19 protein-coding genes are annotated in these 19,545 nt (G+C 34.8%); all 19 read left to right on the top strand.

Translation table 11 applies throughout. The features are described from left to right. The first annotated feature begins 1,200 nt into the window (after positions 1-1,200). The 19 genes from QLS31_RS10280 (at position 1,201) to QLS31_RS10190 (ending at position 19,438) form a co-directional block, all read left to right on the top strand. Positions 1,201-2,100 carry a helix-turn-helix domain-containing protein gene (locus QLS31_RS10280; protein ID WP_282743781.1) on the top strand — a complete coding sequence of 300 codons (900 nt, stop codon included), beginning with the start codon at positions 1,201-1,203 and terminating at the stop codon, positions 2,098-2,100. Between the two features lie 125 nt (positions 2,101-2,225). Then, on the top strand, positions 2,226-3,287 hold the full coding sequence (locus QLS31_RS10275; protein WP_282743780.1) for an NAD(P)-dependent alcohol dehydrogenase: 1,062 nt from the start codon (positions 2,226-2,228) through the stop codon (positions 3,285-3,287). A gap of 264 nt (positions 3,288-3,551) precedes the next feature. Continuing rightward, positions 3,552-4,013: a (2Fe-2S)-binding protein gene (locus QLS31_RS10270; protein WP_282743779.1), complete on the top strand. Its 462-nt coding sequence runs from the start codon at positions 3,552-3,554 to the stop codon at positions 4,011-4,013. A gap of 35 nt (positions 4,014-4,048) precedes the next feature. Continuing rightward, on the top strand, positions 4,049-6,199 hold the full coding sequence (locus QLS31_RS10265; RefSeq protein ID WP_282743778.1) for a molybdopterin cofactor-binding domain-containing protein: 2,151 nt from the start codon (positions 4,049-4,051) through the stop codon (positions 6,197-6,199). A 19-nt stretch (positions 6,200-6,218) separates the two neighbouring features. After that, on the top strand, positions 6,219-6,644 hold the full coding sequence (locus tag QLS31_RS10260; RefSeq protein WP_282743777.1) for a cytochrome c: 426 nt from the start codon (positions 6,219-6,221) through the stop codon (positions 6,642-6,644). Between the two features lie 58 nt (positions 6,645-6,702). Further along, positions 6,703-8,850, top strand: a complete 2,148-nt coding sequence (locus QLS31_RS10255) for a molybdopterin cofactor-binding domain-containing protein (protein ID WP_282743776.1) — start codon at positions 6,703-6,705, stop codon at positions 8,848-8,850. Positions 8,851-8,880: 30 nt separating this feature from the next. Beyond that, positions 8,881-10,056, top strand: coding sequence for an XdhC/CoxI family protein (locus tag QLS31_RS10250; RefSeq protein ID WP_282743775.1), 1,176 nt, complete (start codon positions 8,881-8,883; stop codon positions 10,054-10,056). After that, a complete protein-coding gene (locus QLS31_RS10245) occupies positions 10,046-10,654 on the top strand; it encodes a nucleotidyltransferase family protein (RefSeq protein WP_282743774.1) in 609 nt (202 codons plus the stop codon). The genes QLS31_RS10250 and QLS31_RS10245 overlap by 11 nt, the downstream gene beginning before the upstream one ends. A 92-nt stretch (positions 10,655-10,746) precedes the next feature. Further along, on the top strand, positions 10,747-11,934 hold the full coding sequence (gene glp, locus QLS31_RS10240) for a gephyrin-like molybdotransferase Glp (protein ID WP_282743771.1): 1,188 nt from the start codon (positions 10,747-10,749) through the stop codon (positions 11,932-11,934). 9 nt (positions 11,935-11,943) lie between these two features. Continuing rightward, entirely contained in the window at positions 11,944-12,675 is a 732-nt protein-coding gene (locus QLS31_RS10235; protein ID WP_282743770.1) for a sulfite exporter TauE/SafE family protein, read from the top strand. Between the two features lie 13 nt (positions 12,676-12,688). Then, positions 12,689-12,922, top strand: a complete 234-nt coding sequence (locus QLS31_RS10230) for a MoaD/ThiS family protein (protein WP_282728086.1) — start codon at positions 12,689-12,691, stop codon at positions 12,920-12,922. Between the two features lie 11 nt (positions 12,923-12,933). After that, positions 12,934-14,043, top strand: a complete 1,110-nt coding sequence (locus tag QLS31_RS10225; protein WP_282743769.1) for a HesA/MoeB/ThiF family protein — start codon at positions 12,934-12,936, stop codon at positions 14,041-14,043. 5 nt (positions 14,044-14,048) lie between these two features. After that, positions 14,049-14,246 (top strand): hypothetical protein, encoded by a 198-nt coding sequence (locus tag QLS31_RS10220; RefSeq protein ID WP_349238937.1) that lies wholly within the window; start codon positions 14,049-14,051, stop codon positions 14,244-14,246. 67 nt (positions 14,247-14,313) lie between these two features. Next, positions 14,314-15,168 (top strand): DMT family transporter, encoded by an 855-nt coding sequence (locus QLS31_RS10215; protein ID WP_282743768.1) that lies wholly within the window; start codon positions 14,314-14,316, stop codon positions 15,166-15,168. Between the two features lie 268 nt (positions 15,169-15,436). Continuing rightward, positions 15,437-16,234: a sulfite exporter TauE/SafE family protein gene (locus QLS31_RS10210; RefSeq protein ID WP_282743767.1), complete on the top strand. Its 798-nt coding sequence runs from the start codon at positions 15,437-15,439 to the stop codon at positions 16,232-16,234. Positions 16,235-16,555: 321 nt separating this feature from the next. Next, a complete protein-coding gene (locus tag QLS31_RS10205) occupies positions 16,556-16,957 on the top strand; it encodes a hypothetical protein (RefSeq protein ID WP_282743766.1) in 402 nt (133 codons plus the stop codon). 225 nt (positions 16,958-17,182) lie between these two features. Continuing rightward, entirely contained in the window at positions 17,183-18,601 is a 1,419-nt protein-coding gene (locus tag QLS31_RS10200; RefSeq protein ID WP_282743765.1) for an MBL fold metallo-hydrolase, read from the top strand. 11 nt (positions 18,602-18,612) lie between these two features. Further along, a complete protein-coding gene (locus QLS31_RS10195) occupies positions 18,613-18,930 on the top strand; it encodes a rhodanese-like domain-containing protein (protein WP_282743764.1) in 318 nt (105 codons plus the stop codon). A gap of 202 nt (positions 18,931-19,132) precedes the next feature. After that, positions 19,133-19,438 (top strand): DUF202 domain-containing protein, encoded by a 306-nt coding sequence (locus QLS31_RS10190; protein ID WP_099716363.1) that lies wholly within the window; start codon positions 19,133-19,135, stop codon positions 19,436-19,438. Positions 19,439-19,545: the final 107 nt, after the last annotated feature.

The following is a 19,545-nucleotide window of genomic DNA, read 5'->3' as shown; positions in this document are numbered from 1 at the left end:
GTCTACAAGACTCTTCACTCCCAAAATTTGCTGTAAAATTGAATAGATTCATCGCTCTTTTTTTATCAAATATAAGCCTTTTATTTAATTATGGGTAATTGCGGACAATCAAATAATCTTATATTTTTTTCTTTAATTTTCAACAAGAAAAACATTTATTTCTAAATTCTCATTAAGAAAAAAAATCAAAATTCAATAACTAATTATGAAAATTTAGTCTACTTAAGACATTTATCTGGGTAAAGAATTCAACGCAAAAATATTTTTAAAATTTGGCAATATTTTATACTTTTTATTTGCAAATCCTAGACAGAAAAGGAGTGGATAATTTGACTTTTTTTCCACTCAGATACGATTTTTAATTCTGAAAACGGCACTGATTAAATAATAAACTTTAAAATATTTAAGTTCATTTTTTTTAATTTTGCCTTAACAAACGCTGAAATTAAAACTAAATTAATGAGTTCGACTGCGAAAATATACAAATGTTTTCTGAAAAATCAGCTCTAACAACTCAAGTACAGTATCATACTCCACAATATTTTGTAGTATATGCACCAAGACTGGGATGATAAGTCCTTGCTCGGACAAACCATCCCAGGTAAGCATGTCGTGAATTAGAAAACGGTGGATGCGTCCGTTCCCATCTAAAAAGAAATGAACTGCAAAATCAGATAATCCTTAAAATGAAAAAATATCCTGCCAATAAAATTTTGCTTTTTTGAAGACTTAAGTTAAATCATTTCGTTATTTCCAATGACCATGTAAGAATAAAAGTATGACCAACCAAAAGAAAATAGGTTATTCTTCTTAATAAAATGAAATAGGCCATTTACCACTATTAAAAACGAAGATTGACAGCATTGAAAAATACGATGTGATTTTTGTAGGTTTTCCAACTTGGGGAATGCAGTTACCACCACCAATGAAAACATTTTTGAAGCAATATGATTTAAATGCCAAAACAATTATTCCATTTAATACCAATACTAGGTAAGGAGTTGATAGCAGTTTCCAAACCATAAAAGAACTTTGTCCCAATAGTAGAATACTCAAAGGTTTTGCAATGGAAGGCGGAAAAGAAAAAGAGGGAAAACTTTTGGTGATTCAAGGAAAAAAGAGAAATGAAGCCGAAACGGAAGTAAAGATATGGATAGAAAAAACCGATAGGATTGCCTAATCAAAAGAAAAAAACAAAAAATGAACAGCGTAGAAACCATTGCCGATTTTTATAAACGAAAATACGATTGGATGCCTAAAAATATTCTTAACGAAATCGGGCATTTTAATGTATTCAAGCTAGAGAATTATATAGGCAAGCAGGCAAAACCTGTACCATATAAACGCAGGGATTATTTTAAAATAACTTTACTGATTGGCGAAAGCAAAATAGAATATGCCGATAAAGTAATCGAACTAAAAAAACAGGCATTGGTGTTTTCCAATCCTCAGATTCCTTACAAATGGGAACACACTGACGGAATCCGAAGTGGCTTTTTTTGTGTGTTTGACCAAGCCTTTTTTCATCAATACGGAAACCTCAACCAGTATTCCATTTTTCAGCCCGATGGCAATCACATTTTTGAATTAAACGACGAACAAGTAAAGCTATTGAATGAAGTATACCTGCGCATGTTTGATGAAATCGATTCCGATTATATTCATAAATATGATGTCCTTCGAACGGTTGTAAGCGAGATTATTCATTTTGTTATGAAGATGCAACCTTCGTCGCCAATGAACAAAAAGCCTTTCAATGCTTCGCAAAGGATTTTAGCTTTATTTTTAGAACTCTTGGAACGACAGTTTCCTATTGACGAAACCCATCAAAGTGTAAGCTTAAGATCAGCTTCTGATTTTGCAGAAAAATTGAATATGCATGTCAATCACTTAAACCGAGCCATCAAGGAAACTACTGATAAAACTACGTCACAAATTATTGCTGAACGCATATTACAAGAAGCAAAAATACTTTTGAAACAAACTTCTTGGACGGTATCTGAAGTTGCTTTTGCTTTGGGATTTAATGAATTAACTCACTTTAATAATTTCTTTAAAAAACATGCTCAAATAAGCCCGATAAAATTCCATAATATTTGATTTTTCGAAAACAATATTTTTTTTATTATGCTAGTAATCAAACTATTTACTAAATTTATTTAATTATAAATGACTCTGGAAAACAAAAAACTATAAATACTATTTTTTAATAAAACACTTTAAAAATGAACACAACAACAAATGTAAAAGCGTACGGTACAGTTGCCGTTGATGCCCCTTTAAAACAAATGGATATCCAACGCAGAAATGCTACTGCAAAAGACATTGAAATCGAAATTTTGTATTGTGGTGTATGCCACTCTGATTTACACACTGCCAGAAATGATTGGGGATTTACCACATATCCTGCGGTTCCCGGTCATGAAATTGTGGGCAAAGTGACCAAAGTAGGAAATGAAGTCACTAAACTAAAAGTAGGTGATTTTGCTGCTGTAGGTTGTATGGTAGATTCATGCAAAACCTGCGATAATTGCAAACAAGACTTGGAACAATACTGCTCTAACGGTTTTATTGGTACTTATAATGGAGCAGACAAGCATTTAGGCGGAATGACTTTTGGAGGCTACTCAGAAAAAATTGTGGTAGACGAAGACTTCGTTTTAAAAGTGCCTGCTAATCTTGACTTGGCTGCTACAGCACCTTTATTATGTGCGGGAATAACCACTTGGTCACCGCTTCTCCACTGGAAAGTTGGAAAAGGAAGTAAAGTTGCCGTTGTAGGTTTAGGCGGATTGGGGCATATGGCCATTAAATTAGCCAAAGGTTTGGGTGCCGAAGTTACCCTTTTCTCCAGAACACCAGAGAAAGAGAAAGATGCTTTCGAATTGGGTGCAGATGCTGTTGTCATTTCAACTGACGAGAATCACATGAAGGCTGTAAATGGAAAATTCGATTTAATAATTGACACCGTTCCTTATGTTCATGACGTTAATCCGTATGTAGGGACTTTAAACACTAATGGAACTTTGGTTTTGGTAGGTTATTTGGGTGGCTTGGAACCTATTTTGAATACTGTTCCTATGATTCTGGGAAGGAAATCTGTAGCAGGTTCCCTAATTGGTGGAATTGCAGAAACTCAGGAAATGCTTGATTTCTGTGGAGAACATAATATTGTATCTGAAATTGAAGTAATCAAAATGCAGGATATCAACGAAGCCTACGAAAGAATGCTAAAAAGTGATGTTCGTTATCGCTTTGTAATTGATATGGCTTCGCTAAAAAGCTAAATTACGCTATACTTTTAGCCTTGTGCTATAGTCAGAATTGTAAAGAGAACGATGGTATTCAGTAGTATCATCGTTCTTTTTAATTTTAAAAAACATTATAAAATGTATCTTTTTTCTCTGTTTAAAACCAATGTTTTTTTTCAAAATTTGAATTTTTTGATTTTAGTAATATATTATTTGAATTGTATAAATTTTAAATTATTAAATTCATTAACTTGCAGTAACAGATATGTTGATTTTCATTTACTTAAAAAATAATATTATATGGCAATAATTAATCTTAAAATCAATAGTAAGGATTATTCAATAGATGTAGATCCTCAAATGCCACTTCTTTGGGCAATCAGAGATTTTGTAGGGTTAAAAGGAACTAAATACGGTTGTGGTATCGCGCAATGTGGTGCTTGCACAGTTCATCTAAACGGTCAGCCGGTTCGCTCCTGCTCTTTGCCTGTAGCTGCTGTTGCAAATAAAAACATAACGACCATAGAAGGATTATCAGAGGATAACTCGCATCCCGTACAAAAAGCTTGGATAGAAGAGCAAGTTCCTCAATGTGGCTATTGTCAATCGGGTCAAATCATGGCTGCCGCAGCATTATTATCTAAAAATGCTTCTCCTAATGATGCCGAAATTGATGCCGCAATGCAAGGGCATATTTGTAGATGTGGAACCTATCCGCGTATCAAACGAGCCATCAAGAAAGCATCAGAAAACAAGCCTTGAGAAGAGTACTAAAATAACCTATTCTTATATTTTATATGGACATAGATACTATATCAAGAAGAAAATTCTTAAAACTATCTGGTTTAACAGGAGTTGCTCTTACATTAGGATATTATTTACCTGCTGATGCTAAAGAACCTAAATTAATCACTGCTTTTGATGCTGAGAATCGCGGCATTGAGCTTAATTCATGGATATACATTGATGTTTCAGGCAAAGTTACGCTCTATAGTCACAGAGCCGAAATGGGACAAGGAGTCTATCAATCCATACCTCAAATAATCGCTGAAGAACTTCATGTAGATCTTGATAAAGTAAACATAGTTTTCGCTCCTGGCGATAATGTGAAATATGGAAATCAAATTACAGGAGGTAGTTCCAGTATTAGAGGATCCTATAAAAACCTTTTGAATCTGAGCGCCACTGCCCGTGTAATGTTAATAAAAGCAGCCAGTAATAAATGGAATGTTTCTGAATTGGAATGTTATGCAGAAGATGGTCATGTAATTCATAAACCAAGTGGTAAAAAATTACATTACGGTGAATTAGTATTGGAGGCATCAAAACTTGATATTCCGAAAAATGTTGTTTTAAAGAAAACATCCGAATATAAATTAATTAGAAAACCACTTCAAAGACAAGATACGCCTTTGAAAACAAATGGTACAGCCGTTTTTGGTATCGATAAAATGATTCCGGGAATGCTGTATGCCATGGTGGAACGAAACCCCAGACTTCGTGGTAAGGTAAAAAGTTTTGACGCTACTGAAGCGCTTAAAATTCCGGGAGTAAAACAAGTTTTTATAGTTCGTATGGGCGTTTTTAATACATTCAGAGAAGGTGTAGCAGTTGTGGCTGATTCTGTTTGGGCAGCTATGAAAGGAAAAAAAGCCTTAAAAGTGGACTGGGACGATACCGGATTTGAACATTTGAATACCGAGGATATTTATCGTCGAATGGAGGAAGCACTTCAAAAAGACGAGGGACTTTCTTTTGTTTCAAAAGGAGATTCAACCGCCATTATAAAATCAGCAGAAAAGAAAATTGATGTCGTGTATACTACTCCATATCAATCGCACAGTTGTATGGAACCACTGAATTGTATTGCCCATTATCAAAAAGATAAAATAGAAATATGGGGGCCAATACAAGCTCCGGAATGGGTTCAAGATTACATCAGTAAAGAACTAGGAATTGCCAGAGAAAAAGTCATTGTAAATATGACTTTCCTTGGAGGCGGATTTGGTAGAAAAGCCTTTATGGATTACCCACATGAAGCCACGATGATTTCTAAAGAAATAAATGCACCGGTTCAGGTTATCTGGTCCAGAGAAGACGATGCTACGCAAGGTCCGTACAGACCTGGAGTTTCATACCGTTGTCAAGGTGTGGTTGCCAATAGTGAAATAAGTGCTTTTAAAGTTTCCATTGCAGGTCAGAACAATAGTCATTGGAGAGGTGGAGCAAAAGATATTCCCAACAGAAGTGCCACGGAAGGATTTTTAAAACCATACGTAGACAACATTCAGAATTTAAGTATTGTTGATATTCCTTTTGAAACACCAATACCTACTATGTGGTGGCGTTCTGTCTATGCTTCTACCAATGGTTTTGCGTATGAAAGTTTTATGGATGAGTTGGCTGCTGAATCAGCGAAAGATCCAATAACTTTTAGAAGAACCTATCTTAAAGACGAGAGAAGTAGTGAGTTACTGAATAAACTGGAAGAGGTTTCCGGATGGAAAAACAGAACCAAAGGATATGGCGTTGCTATAACGGAATGTTTTGGCAGTACCGTGGGACAAATTGTGAAAGTTTCCAAAAACGCAGAAAATAAAATTCAAATCGATCAGGTTTGGGCAGTAATTGATTGTGGATGGTATGTAAATCCTGATATAATCAAAGCACAAGTAGAAGGAAGCATTGTTATGGCATTAGGTGCTGCTACGATTCATGAAATCACATTCAAAGATGGTAAAACGGTTCAAAATAATTTCAATACGTATAAAATGCCCCGTATAACAGACATTCCACCTATTGAAGTGCATATCATGGAAAATGATGCAGATGCCGGAGGTGTTGGAGAACCTGGATTACCTCCATTTGCTCCTGCTTTAACAAATGCAATATTTGATTTGACAGGAAAACGTATTAGAAAGCTTCCTTTCGAATTAGCAAAAGTTTAATTTTAAAAATATATTAAAAATGAAAATAGTTTTTTCAATAGTAGTCGTTTTAATATTGGCAGTAACGCTGCAATCATTCAATCAGAATTTTGATTTGAAAGCAAGTATTGTACGCGGTAAATCGGTCTACAATACACAATGTGCATCCTGCCACATGGAAGAAGGAAATGGTATAGAAGGCGTTTTTCCAACATTGATAAAATCAGATTATTTTGCAGATAAAAATCGATTGGTAAAAGTGGTTACAACTGGATTACGCGGACCAATAGTAGTTAATGGTGTAAACTATGATGGAGAAATGCCCGTTACTGATTTAACTGATGAACAAGTGGCTGATGTTTTAAACTATGTCAGAAATTCATGGGGAAATGAAGCTAAGGCAGTTTTGCCAAGTGAAATACAACAAGCTAAAAAAGCTGTCACTAAAGATTACAAAGCCTATTAATTTGTAACATATTGAATTCGTTGCATAGAGAGAATTATAAATTCTAAATACTAACTAAATGGTATCAAGACGTCAATTTATTAAAAATACAGGTAAAGCAAGTTTTGCATTATGGTTAGGAGCTACTTCTAATGGTTTTGCAAACGTAGCTTTTATTACAGATGCACCCAGTAATTTTACTCCTTTTGTAAAAATCGAGAAAAACGGAAAAATAACAATTTTCAATACTAAGCCCGAAATGGGTCAAGGTACTTTTCAATCTGTTCCAGCTCTTATAGCTGAAGAATTAGAAGTTTCGCTTGATGCAATAACGATTGTTCAAACCAGTGGCGAGAAACAATTTGGCGGCGGCCAGGCAGCTGGAGGAAGTTCTTCCATCAGAGGAAATTATGATGCGTATAGAAAAATTGGCGCTGCTGCAAAAGAGATGCTGATTAAGGCTGCCAGTGTTAAATGGGGAGTTGGAATTGAATCTTGTTATGCCGAAAACGGAAGCGTACATTCTAAGCTATCAAAGGAACATCTTTCTTATGGCGATTTAATCGAAGAAGCTTCCAAATTAGAAGTTCCTAAAGAACCGAAACTTAAAAACAAAAGTGATTTTAAGATTATCGGAAAATCTATTCAAAGACCAGATGTACCTTTAAAAGTTTCCGGAAAAGCAGAGTATGGAATTGATGTAGAAGTTCCCAATATGGTATATGCAACTGTATTTCGTTCCCCGGTAATTGGTGGTACTTTAAAAAGTTTTGATGCTGATGCAACCTTAAAAATTCCCGGAGTCATTAAAGTTGTGGAAGCCAAAACAACTGTTGGAAAATATCTATATTCCGGAGTGGCTGTTATTGCTAAATCGTACTGGGCTGCCCTTCAAGGCAGGAAAGTATTGAAAGTTGAATGGGATACAAATGGATATGAAAATTTCAATTTATCCGACTATGAAAATAAGTTGCGAAACCTTTCTAAAGAAGCTGGTGTACTGGATAAGAATATAGGAAATGTAGAAAGCGTTAAAACGGAACCTGAAAATTCAGTGGAATCCTTTTATGAAACTCCAATGGTGGCTCACCATACGCTTGAGCCGATGAATTGTATCGCACATGTAAATGGTGAAAAGGTAGATATATGGACCTCAACTCAGGTTCCAAGTGCTATTACCGGTTCAGGACCAAATGACCTTCATAGCCAAATTGGAATGAAACCAGAGAATATCACTTTACATTCCAAATTTATTGGAGGCGGATTTGGCAGAAGATTATATACTGATTATGTTATAGAAGCCGTAAATATTGCAAAGCAAATAGAGCAACCCGTAAAAGTAATTTGGTCTCGGGAAGATACCACACAACATAGTGCCGTACGCCCTATGACTTTCTCACAGTTGAAAGGTGGTTTCTCAAAAGAAGGACAATTAGTTAGCTTTGAACACAAAGTGATAAGTCCTTCTTATTTTGATTCGGTAGGTCCAAATTTTGATAAAACAAAAGTCGATGCAATTATGATTGAGGGAATTGGAGAACAGGCTTATCAAATTCCAAATATTAAAACCTCATATGTGTATGCTGATTTTCATGTACCTGTAGCCGCATGGAGATCGGTAACCAGTTCAACTGTCGCTTTTGCCCATGAATGTTTTATTGATGAATTAGCGCATAAAGTCAAAAAAGACCCTTTGGATTTTAGATTAAAAATGCTAGACAAAGATTCCGATACCAAAAGAGTTTTATTGAAATTAAAAGAAGTTTCCAATTGGGACAAACCACTACCAAAAGGAAAAGGCAGAGGTGTTGCGCAATGGGAATTTTTTGCGGGATTGTGTGCTCATGTAGTCGAAGTATCTGTTACAAAAGACAATACTATAAAAATTGATAAAGTGTATGCAGTGATTGACTTGGGAGAAGTCGTAAACCCGGATAATGTGAAAAATCAAATTGAAGGATCCATCGTGATGGCTCTGACAGCGGCTATAAAAACGGGAATTACCATTGAAAACGGGAAAATAAAGCAAAGTAATTTTCATGATAATCCAATGATACGAATGCATGAAACACCAGAAATTGAAGTACATATTCTTGCAGATGGCGGAAAAATAAAAGGCGTTGGTGAACCTGGCTTACCTCCTTTTGCACCAGCATTGGCGAATGCCATATTTTCAATTAGCGGAAAGCGCATTAAAAAGATGCCTTTTGACCTTAATTTATCCTAAATATTTATTTATAATTCCATTAATTTTCAAATGAAAGAACTTCAAGAAATTATTAAAAAATATGACGTTGCCAGTCAGAAAAATATAAAATCAGCACTAGTAACCGTAGTTCATTTAGATGGTTCCTCTTATAGACGACCCGGTGCCAGAATGTTAGTGAATGATGACGGAAGAATTACCGGTGCCATAAGCGGCGGTTGTTTAGAAGGTGATGCTTTAAAAAAAGCCTTATTTGCTATTTCTGAACAAAAAAATACTCTTTTTACTTATGACACTTCAAAAGAAGATGATTCAGAAATGGGAATTCATTTAGGATGTGAAGGCCTTATACAAGTATTATTCGAAAGCATCGATTCTGAAAAAGAAGAAAACCCAATACAATTATTGAGTAAAGCATTAGCCGTTCGACAAAAAGCGGTTCTGGTTACTTTATTTGATTTGGATAATAATCAAAATATTCAATATGGCACTTGTTTACTATTAGAAGAAAATGGAACACTTTCCGGTAAAATACCGCTACAACAGTTTGAAGATGTTGTTTTAAAAGACATAACAGATGTCATGCAAAATGGCGAATCTGTTTTCAAACAATACAAATCAGGTGACGTATCAGTAACTGCTTTTTTTGAATTCTTGCATCCGCCAGTTTCCCTTGTGGTATTAGGAGCAGGAAATGATGCCATTCCGCTTATGAAGTTTGCAGATGTCTTGGGATGGGATTTTAGAATCGTAGACCGAAGAGATACGCATGCCAACAAAGAAAGATATCCTACCGCCTCACAAATTTTAGTGGCTAATCCAGATGTTGCCTTAGAACATCTTGCGTATGATAATCGTACTTTTTTTGTTTTAGTAACGCACAGTTACAAATGTGATTATTATATGTTAAAATCATTATGTGCTGCTGCTGTTCCTTACATAGGTATTTTGGGACCAAAAAAGAAGTTGCATCGCATGTTGGAAGAAATACAACACAATGAAGGCATCCATTTAAATGCCGATAAAGTGGCAACAATTTATGGTCCGACAGGTTTAGATATTGGAGCAGAAACACCAGAAGAAATTGCACTCAGTATTATAGCGGAAATTCAAGCCGTATTGACTGGAAAAATGGGTGGCATGCTAAAAACGAAAAATGAAGTCATTCATTCCAGAGACTCATTAGACATTCAAATAGAAGATATCAAAATTTATAATGCATCATAAAATAAAGCAATGTGGCATAATTATTTTGGCAGCAGGTTCAAGCAGTCGCATGGGAAAACCCAAACAATTACTTGAATTTGATGGTATGACACTCTTAACACGGGTTTCAAAAATGGCTTGCCAATCAAAATTATATCCCGTGATTGCCGTTTTAGGTGCCAATGCTGATTTGATTCAAGCGCATCTCGATGTTCCAGGACTTGATATTGTACTTAATGAAAACTGGGTAGAAGGAATGGCCAGTTCTTTACGAAAAGGGCTTTTTTCCATGAATGAAATGTATCCTCAAGTTGATGCTGTCATAATACTTGTTGGCGATCAACCTTACATAAATAATCAGCATATAGAACAACTGATTGATGCTCAAGACAAATCCGGATTACCCATTTCTGCCTGTTCCTATGCCGGTATTATGGGAACTCCTGCCCTTTTTCACAAAACGATTTTTCCAGAACTGATGTTGCTTGAAGGTGATATTGGTGCCAAAAAAATTATCGAAAAAAGAAAACAGGATGTAGCTACAGTACATTTCGATAAAGGAGTTATTGATATTGACACAGTAGAAGATTATGAAAATTTACACAACGAAAAAGAATAAATATGCTTGTTGATACATCCAATAAAATCCATGATTACTTACACATTTCGTTGATTTTATTTGCATCTTACGCCTATTAAAATTCAGCATAAATGGAAACAATGATTTCGGTACACAGCGCTTTGGAATTAATAACAAATCATGTCAAATCGATACCAGTTGCAGTGATGCAATTAGAAAAAGCAAACGGATTGGTTTTGGCAGAAGACATTTACGCGCCTGAAAATGTGCCCGCATTTCCTCAGTCCAGCATGGATGGATATGCTTTTGCTTTTGACGATAATCGTTCAGATTATAAATTGGTGGGAGAAATTGCAGCTGAAAGCAAACAAACTTTTGAATTAAAGCAGGGTGAAGCTGTCCGAATTTTTACGGGAGCTGCCGTTCCGTTAGCTGCTGATACTGTTTTAATGCAAGAAAAAGCATTGGTGGAATCAGATAAACTAACTGTAAATGATGAAAGTTTAAATAAAGGAACTAACCTCAGAAGTATTGGTTCTGAAATAAAAAAAGGAACAAAAGCACTTGAAAAAGGAACCGTTTTAAAACCGGCGAGTATAGGTTTTCTGGCGAGTATGGGCATTGCTAAAGTCAAAGTATATCCTAATCCTAGCGTTGGAATTTTAGTCACCGGTAATGAATTACGATTGCCGGGAGAAGATTTAGAATATGGTCAAGTATTTGAATCCAATTCATTTACCTTGCAATCCGCATTAAATCTCATGAATATTAATAACGTAACTATTTACAGATCTGAGGATAATCTGAATCAATTACAGAGTCTTTTATCACAAATATTGGAAGTAAATGATCTCGTTTTAATTTCGGGCGGTGTAAGTGTTGGAGATTATGATTTTACCATGAATGCATTAGAGAAATGTGCTGTAAATCCCATTTTTCACAAGATAAAACAGAAGCCGGGTAAACCATTATTATTTGGAATGAAAGCGGAAAAAGTTATTTTTGGTCTTCCTGGAAATCCAGCCTCGGTATTAACCTGTTTTTATGAGTATGTGCTTCCAGCTATTGGAATTATGACCGAACGCAACGTAAAATTGCAAACTAAAAAAATGGTTCTTACGAAGGAATATCTAAAGCAGGCTGGAATGACACATTTTTTAAAAGCGTCGCATAATAATGATTTAGTTTATCTTGAAACGGGCCAAGAATCCTATAAACTTTCTTCGTTTGCTAACGCTAATTGTCTGGCCATAATTCCAGAAAACGCATCGAAAATTGAATCAGGTCAGGAAATAGAAGTACATTTATTTCCTTTTTAAATTTACAAAATGACATTATCATTATCCTTTTTTTTATTACTGTTTATCATTGCATTTTTATATGCCTCCGTTGGTCATGGTGGAGCAAGTGGTTATTTAGCATTAATGGCTATTTTCAGTTTTGATCCAAATTTTATGAAACCAACAGCATTGATATTAAACTTGTTTGTATCGTTGGTTTCGTTTACGCTGTTTTTTCGCGAAGGACATTTCAAATGGAAACTTTTTCTCCCCTTTGCTCTAGCCTCAATTCCTTTTTCGTTTTTAGGCGGTATGATATCATTAGACGGAGATATTTATAAAAAAGTTTTGGGATTAACACTCATAATACCAGTTATAAAATTTTTTGTGTATCCAAATACGAATGATTCAGAGTTAAAAAAAAATACGCTTGCATTGACAATTATTATCGGTGCCAGTATCGGATTTCTTTCTGGCCTGATTGGTATTGGAGGAGGTATTCTACTTTCGCCAATACTTTTAATGTTGCATTGGTCAAACCAAAAACAAACTGCAGCTATTAGTGCATTATTTATTTTTGTCAATTCGGTATCCGGTTTAGCGGGACAATTATCAAAGGGTGTCAAATTTGAAAACGACATGCTTGCTTTTGTTGCCGTAGCCTTTATTGGCGGGATATTGGGTGCTTGGTTGGGTGCTAAGAAGTTCAATCAATCGGTCCTTAAATATATTTTAGCAACAGCATTATTAGTGGCTTCCATTAAATTATTATTTACCTGATTAATTTTATTTTATGAAAATAGAAGTGCTTTTTTTTGGACAATTAACGGACATTACCGGTAGCTCAAAATTAGTTATTGATTATGTCGACACTACTGACAACTTAAAAAAAATAATCCTAGAGAAATTCCCTGCTTTATCATCGTTGAAATTTGCAATTGCAGTAAATAAACAAATGGTAACAGACAATATTTCAATAGCAAAAAATAGTAGTATCGCCTTTATGCCTCCGTTTTCTGGTGGTTAAAATAACAAAACATGAAACATTTACAGAAGCGATATCAACGTCAACTAATGCTAAATGAATTTGGATTAGAAGCACAAGAAAAACTTTCAAACGCTAAAGTATTAGTCATTGGAGCTGGAGGTTTAGGTTGCCCTATTCTACAATATTTAGTTGCTGCTGGTGTTGGGCATATTGGGATTGCAGATGATGATGTAGTAAGTTACTCCAATTTAAACCGACAGATTTTATTTGGACAACAAGATGTGGGACGTTTTAAAGTGGCTATTGCCAAAGAAAAACTCCTTTTGATGAATGACACAATTGATATTAAAACTTGGAAACTGCGCTTTTCGCAAAAGGATTGTATCAATCATTTCAAGGATTATGATATTATTGTTGATGCTACAGATAATTTTGCCAGCAGGTATTTGATAAATGACGCCTGTGTATTATTTGGCAAACCATTAGTATTTGGGGCAGTTTCAAAATTTGAAGGGCAAGTGGCCGTATTTAATGTTCCAATAAACGAAAAGGAAAAAACAGTCAATTATAGAGATTTATTTCCTGTACCACCAAACAATAATGAAGTTTTAAACTGTTCCGAAGCAGGAGTTTTAGGAGTATTACCAGGTATTATTGGAGTTTTACAAGCAACGGAAGTCATTAAACTTATAACTGGCATTGGAAAACCATTAACAAACAGAATCCTGACATACAACGCATTAAATCAGGAGTTTTTCACTATATATTTGACTCCAAATCCAGAAGCTTCCAACTATATCCCAGCTTCTGTAGAAGCCTTTGAAAATACAGATTATGAATTGTTGTGCAGCTATAGCCCAACTAATGTCATCGAGATTGAAACAGAACAATGGTTGAAAATTAGGGAAAACACTATTTTAGTTGATGTACGGGAACTTATAGAAAAGCCCCGTTTAGATTTCTATTCACATTTATCGATTCCTTTGCCCACATTAAATTCTAATTTAGATGATTTATTAGATAAAGAGATTGTATTTGTTTGTCAGTCTGGAAAGAGAAGTTTAAAAGCCGCATTATTATATTTGTCCGTGATGCCAAATGCAAAGGTATATTCACTAAAAGGCGGAGTTAATGAACTGGTAAAAAAGAAATTAATTTAGTTTTTATGGGGCACAAAAAAGGCAAAAAAAATTTTGTTGAAGGAGCAATACCCACTTCATTTATTAGTCATAGTATTGCAAAACATGCTGCCAAAACTGTTATTGGTAGTCATAGCATATTTTTAGGACAAGTAAGAGCTGATGAAATAAACGGTAAAAATGTAGCCGCAATTGATTGCTTTTGGTATTTTATTATCCAATGATTATTTACATCAATACCTACTTTAAATTATAAATTTTGTAGTTTTACCCGCCTATATTCACCCCTTCATGAAACTTAAACAGATCAACATACCTCCATTACCCGCCGTACTTTTAGCAATAATAAGTGTACAATCTGGGGCGGCTATCGCCAAAGGTCTTTTTCCTGCTATTGGTGCTGCCGGGACAGCTTCTTTAAGAATTGGCATCTCCGCATTAATATTATTGGCTGTTTACAGACCAAACCTAAAAAAAGTAACTGCTGACCAATGGAAATTGGTTATTCCTTATGGTTTATCCTTGGGCGCAATGAATTTGATTTTTTATCTTTCCATTGAGAGAATTCCCATTGGACTTGCTGTTACACTGGAATTCATAGGTCCCTTATTAGTAGCTGTTTTTGGTTCAAAACGCATCATAGATTTTTTCTGGGTACTTCTTGCTGCGGCAGGAATCGTATTAATTGCTCCGTGGTCAAATAATGGATTAGATATTTGGGGGATGCTTTTTGCTCTTTTGGCCGGTGCACTTTGGGCAGCTTATATCGTATTAGGAGGAAAAATTTCAAAAATAATGAAAGGTGGAGACGCAGTGACCATAGGAATGTTATTTGCATCTATACTTATTGTCCCTTTTGGAATTCTAGGAAATGGCTTAAGTAATCTTACGCCTCAACTTTTAGGTTTAGGGGTAGCACTCGCGCTATTATCCAGTGCAATTCCTTTCACATTAGAAATGAAAGCACTCGGACAACTTCCTGCACGTACTTTCAGTATTTTAATGAGTTTAGAACCTGCTGCAGCATCAATTTGTGCTTTTCTATTTTTACAAGAATACCTTACTTTTAATGAAATTTTAGCGGTTGTTTTTGTGGTAATAGCTTCTGCCGGATCAACAATTACTTCAAAAACGCAGGAACTTTAAAATTTTCAGTACAGTTTTAAATACTTACGATGATTTAATTTAAAAACCTGCTGATTAAAAAAAAGGACAACTACAATATAAAAACAGCTGCTTATCACAAGCAGCTGTTTTTTTTTATAACTGATAAAAAGCATTGCTCCTACTACTGATTTTCTTCTTATATTTTTTCTTTTCTAATTTATTTTTTGAAAAAACTTTCCTGTGTGATAAATGTTACTGTACGTGGAATTTTAACTGACAATCTTTGCAGTATAAAATTTTACAACTTATGGAATATATCGGTTATTTTACATCAATACTCATTGGCGTTGCATTAGGATTAATAGGCGGTGGCGGCAGTATTCTTACCGTACCTGTTTTAGTCTATTTATTTGCTATTGAACCCGTTTTAGCAACGGCTTATTCCTTATTTATTGTAGGTCTTACAAGTGCTGTGGGCACTGTGGGCTATTTCAAAAAAGGGTTAGTAAATATCAAAACGGCAATTGTTTTTGGTATTCCGTCAATCATTGCAGTTTTTACCACAAGAGCTTTGATTGTTCCTGCAATCCCTAAAGAAGTGTTTTCTATTGGAGAATTTATAGTTACAAAAAACTTGTTGATGATGTTACTTTTTGCCGTAATTATGATTGCCGCATCGTATAGCATGATCAAAAAAGACAAAAAAATTATAAACGAAAAGTCCGAAGAACAAAAATTCAATTACCCACTCATACTTATCGAAGGTGCAATTGTTGGCGTTATCACCGGATTAGTGGGAGCCGGCGGCGGTTTCTTAATTATACCGGCATTAGTCGTATTAAGTAAGCTTCCTATGAAAGAAGCAGTTGGAACATCATTAGTAATTATAGCTGCAAAATCGTTGATTGGTTTCTTTGGAGAAGGAGGAGAAAATGGAATCAATTGGCAATTTCTGATTACCATTTCAACATTTGCAATTGTTGGAATTTTCATTGGCACTGCATTATCAAAAAAAATTAATGGTGACAAACTGAAACCTGCATTTGGTTGGTTTGTTTTAGTAATGGGAATTTATATTATAACCAAAGAGCTTTTTCTAAAATAAAATTTAATAAAAAATCGAAACTAAATTGAATTTTAAAAGTCACTTTAGAACAAAAAATCCTTCTCTTTTTAATCCTAAAATGAGAAGGATTTTTTAGTTTCAATTGTATTCAAACTGAAAATCATCTATTCCATTTCAGAAGAAAAACATTGTAACAAGCCTATTTGGCAAAAAAATAATTAAAAAAAATATTTGTTTTAGTTCACTCATTCAGAGAACTATAAATGATTGAATAATCGCCAAAGCATTTTTTAACAACATGCAAAAAGCAACCTTTCATTCTCTTTGACATCCTTAGAGCAACAAATAAATTTAATAATTATGAAAAATTTCAGATTACAAGCAGCGGTCATTGTACTATTAATTTCAACAGCTTTCGTATCATGCAGCGATGATGACAACACACCAAATGCAGTGACTAAAAGTTCATTGGTAACAAAAGTAGAAGGCGCTGTAACCGGAGACATAAATGTTGAAGTTCCTTTAACTGTGACTTTTTCAGTGGACAACAATTGTGGGTCTTACAACAAGTTTATCGAAACTGCAGCTGCCAACACAAAAACGATTGAAGTGGAATCAAAGTATGAAGGAACAGATTGTGGAACGACTCCAACAAGCAAAACTGTTGTTTACAAGTTTAAATCGATAGCTGTGGGAACTTACAATTTAAAATTCAAAAAAACGGCTACTGAGTTTGTAACACACACTATAGTTATTGATTAGTTTTTTTGGTTTGGTTAATTAATGATATAAACACCAGTTGAATAGCTGGTGTTTTTTTATTTTTTAAAAGTAGTTATGCGTTGGAATTCCCAGAAAACACAAAATTTATATTTTAAAAATTTACAATTATGGCAACTTTTTTTGTTGTGTAACATTTGTCACTATCTTCCTTAAATTCATGCTATATCTTTGTATTATAATTTAATAAAGAAAAAATTTAAGAATATGAAAATAGAACAAATATATACAGGATGTTTAGCACAAGGTGCTTATTATATTACTTCAAATGGTGAAGCAGCTATTATTGATCCGCTTCGTGAAACTGAACCTTATATGGAAAGATTAGAAAAAGACGGTGTGAAATTGAAATACATTTTCGAAACCCATTTCCATGCTGATTTTGTTTCAGGACATTTAGATTTGAGCAAAAAAACCGGAGCCGCAATTGTTTATGGTCCTAATGCCAATCCTGAGTTTGAATTTATTTCTGCCAAAGACAACCAAGAATTTGCAATTGGCAACATCAAAATAAAAGTATTGCACACGCCAGGTCACACTATGGAAAGTACCACGTACTTATTAATAGATGAAAACGGAAAAGACCACGCCATTTTCTCTGGAGACACTTTATTTATTGGCGACGTTGGCCGACCAGATTTAGCTCAAAAAGCAGCACACATGACACAAGACGAACTGGCTGCCATATTATTCCATTCGTTAAGAGACAAAGTAATGACGCTGGGTGATGATGTAATTGTATATCCGGCTCACGGCGCAGGTTCAGCTTGTGGAAAAAATATGAGCAAAGAAACTGTTTCAACCATTGGTGAACAAAAAGCAACAAACTATGCTTTGCGCGCCAATATGACCGAAGCCGAATTTGTACAAGAAGTTACTGAAGGTTTATTGCCTCCACCAGCCTATTTTGGAATGAACGTTGCCATGAACAAAAAAGGTATTGAAAGCTTTGAAAATGTCTTCAATAACGGAATGAGAGCAATTAATGCAACTGAATTTGAAGCTGTCGCAGAAGAAACCGGTGCTTTAATCTTAGATACCAGAGACAATGGTAATTTTGCAAAAGGATATGTGCCACAGTCCATAAACATTGGTATCAATGGCGATTTTGCTCCTTGGGTTGGTGCTTTAATTGCCGATGTGAAACAACCGATTATTTTAGTGACTGAACCGGGACTTGAAGAAGAAACCGTAACGCGCTTAACACGAGTTGGGTTTGATAATTTAATAGGACATTTAGAAGGCGGCTTTGAAGCTTGGAAAAAAGCCGGTTTTGAAATCGATACTGTAAATCGCATCACTGCGGAACAATTTGCAGAAGAAGTGAAAATTGGTGAAAGCAAAATAATCGATGTCCGTAAAGAAAGCGAGTATGAGGCTGAACATGTTGATGAAGCCTACAGCCGACCATTAGCGTACATCAATGATTGGGTAAAAGACATCAATCCTGAAGAACATTTTTACATGCATTGTGCCGGAGGATACCGAAGTATGATGGCCGCATCAATTTTGCAAGCACGAGGATATCGAAACTTTACAGAAATTGAAGGTGGTTTTGGAGCGATAGCTAAAACTACAGTTCCTAAGACTGATTTCGTTTGTCAAAGCAAAGTATTAAAATCATAAAACAAATAATTATGTTCGGAATTTTTAAAAATATGTTTTCAAAAAAAGACACAACACAAATGGAAAAATTAGTAAAAGAAGGTGCGTTTCTAGTAGATGTTCGCACGCCTGCAGAATTTGCAGAAGGTCACGTAAAAGGATCAACAAATATTCCTTTGGATCAAGTACCGAATCAATTGGCTACATTTAAAGGAAAAGAACACATTATTGTTTTCTGCCGAAGCGGGAATCGCAGCGGTCAAGCCAAAATGATTTTGGAACAAAATGGTTTTAAAAACGTAACAAATGGTGGTACTTGGATGGATGCAAATGAAGCGATAAGCAAATAAACAGAGGTGCAATTAAAGTAGTGTGCAGTTTAAAACAAGAAATATATTTGTTTTAAACTGCACACTTATTTAGAAATCGAAATTTGATGTAAATAAAGAAGTAAATTTGATAGACTTTTTAAGAGATACTAATGAATTCATTGCTTTAAATGTAACAAAGACTACCGAACTACTTTTTGAAATTAACTCGAAAAAAACTGATATGAAAGATACAAAGGCAATAAACAAAGACCTAATTTTAAGAGAACGATTAGCGCTACAACGAACTGTACTGGCCAATCAATCTACATTTCTTGCCTTCCTGAGAACGGCAATGTACTTTTTGATTGCAGGATTGAGTTTGCGAAATTTATTAAAAGTAGAAAATAGTTTCCTGATTGAAATGGCGTTGTTTGTTATTTCATTCGTGATACTTTTACTTGGCACTCTTAACTATTTCAAGCATAAAAAATCCATTTCCGAAAACAAAAAGCACATTGGTGATTACCAATTAGAATATTACGAGTGATTCCAATACACTCTTTTTAATGCCTTACTCCTATTGCTACATCAAGAATAAATGGAAAAATATTGGTCTTTTGCAAATTAAAAATAAATCATTCAACAATAGAATAT

Source organism: Flavobacterium sp. XS2P24 (assembly GCF_030010285.1).
GTDB lineage: Bacteria > Bacteroidota > Bacteroidia > Flavobacteriales > Flavobacteriaceae > Flavobacterium > Flavobacterium algoritolerans.
The sequence above is the reverse complement of the archived record's forward strand: the minus strand, read 5'-3'. Positions and strand labels throughout refer to the sequence as shown.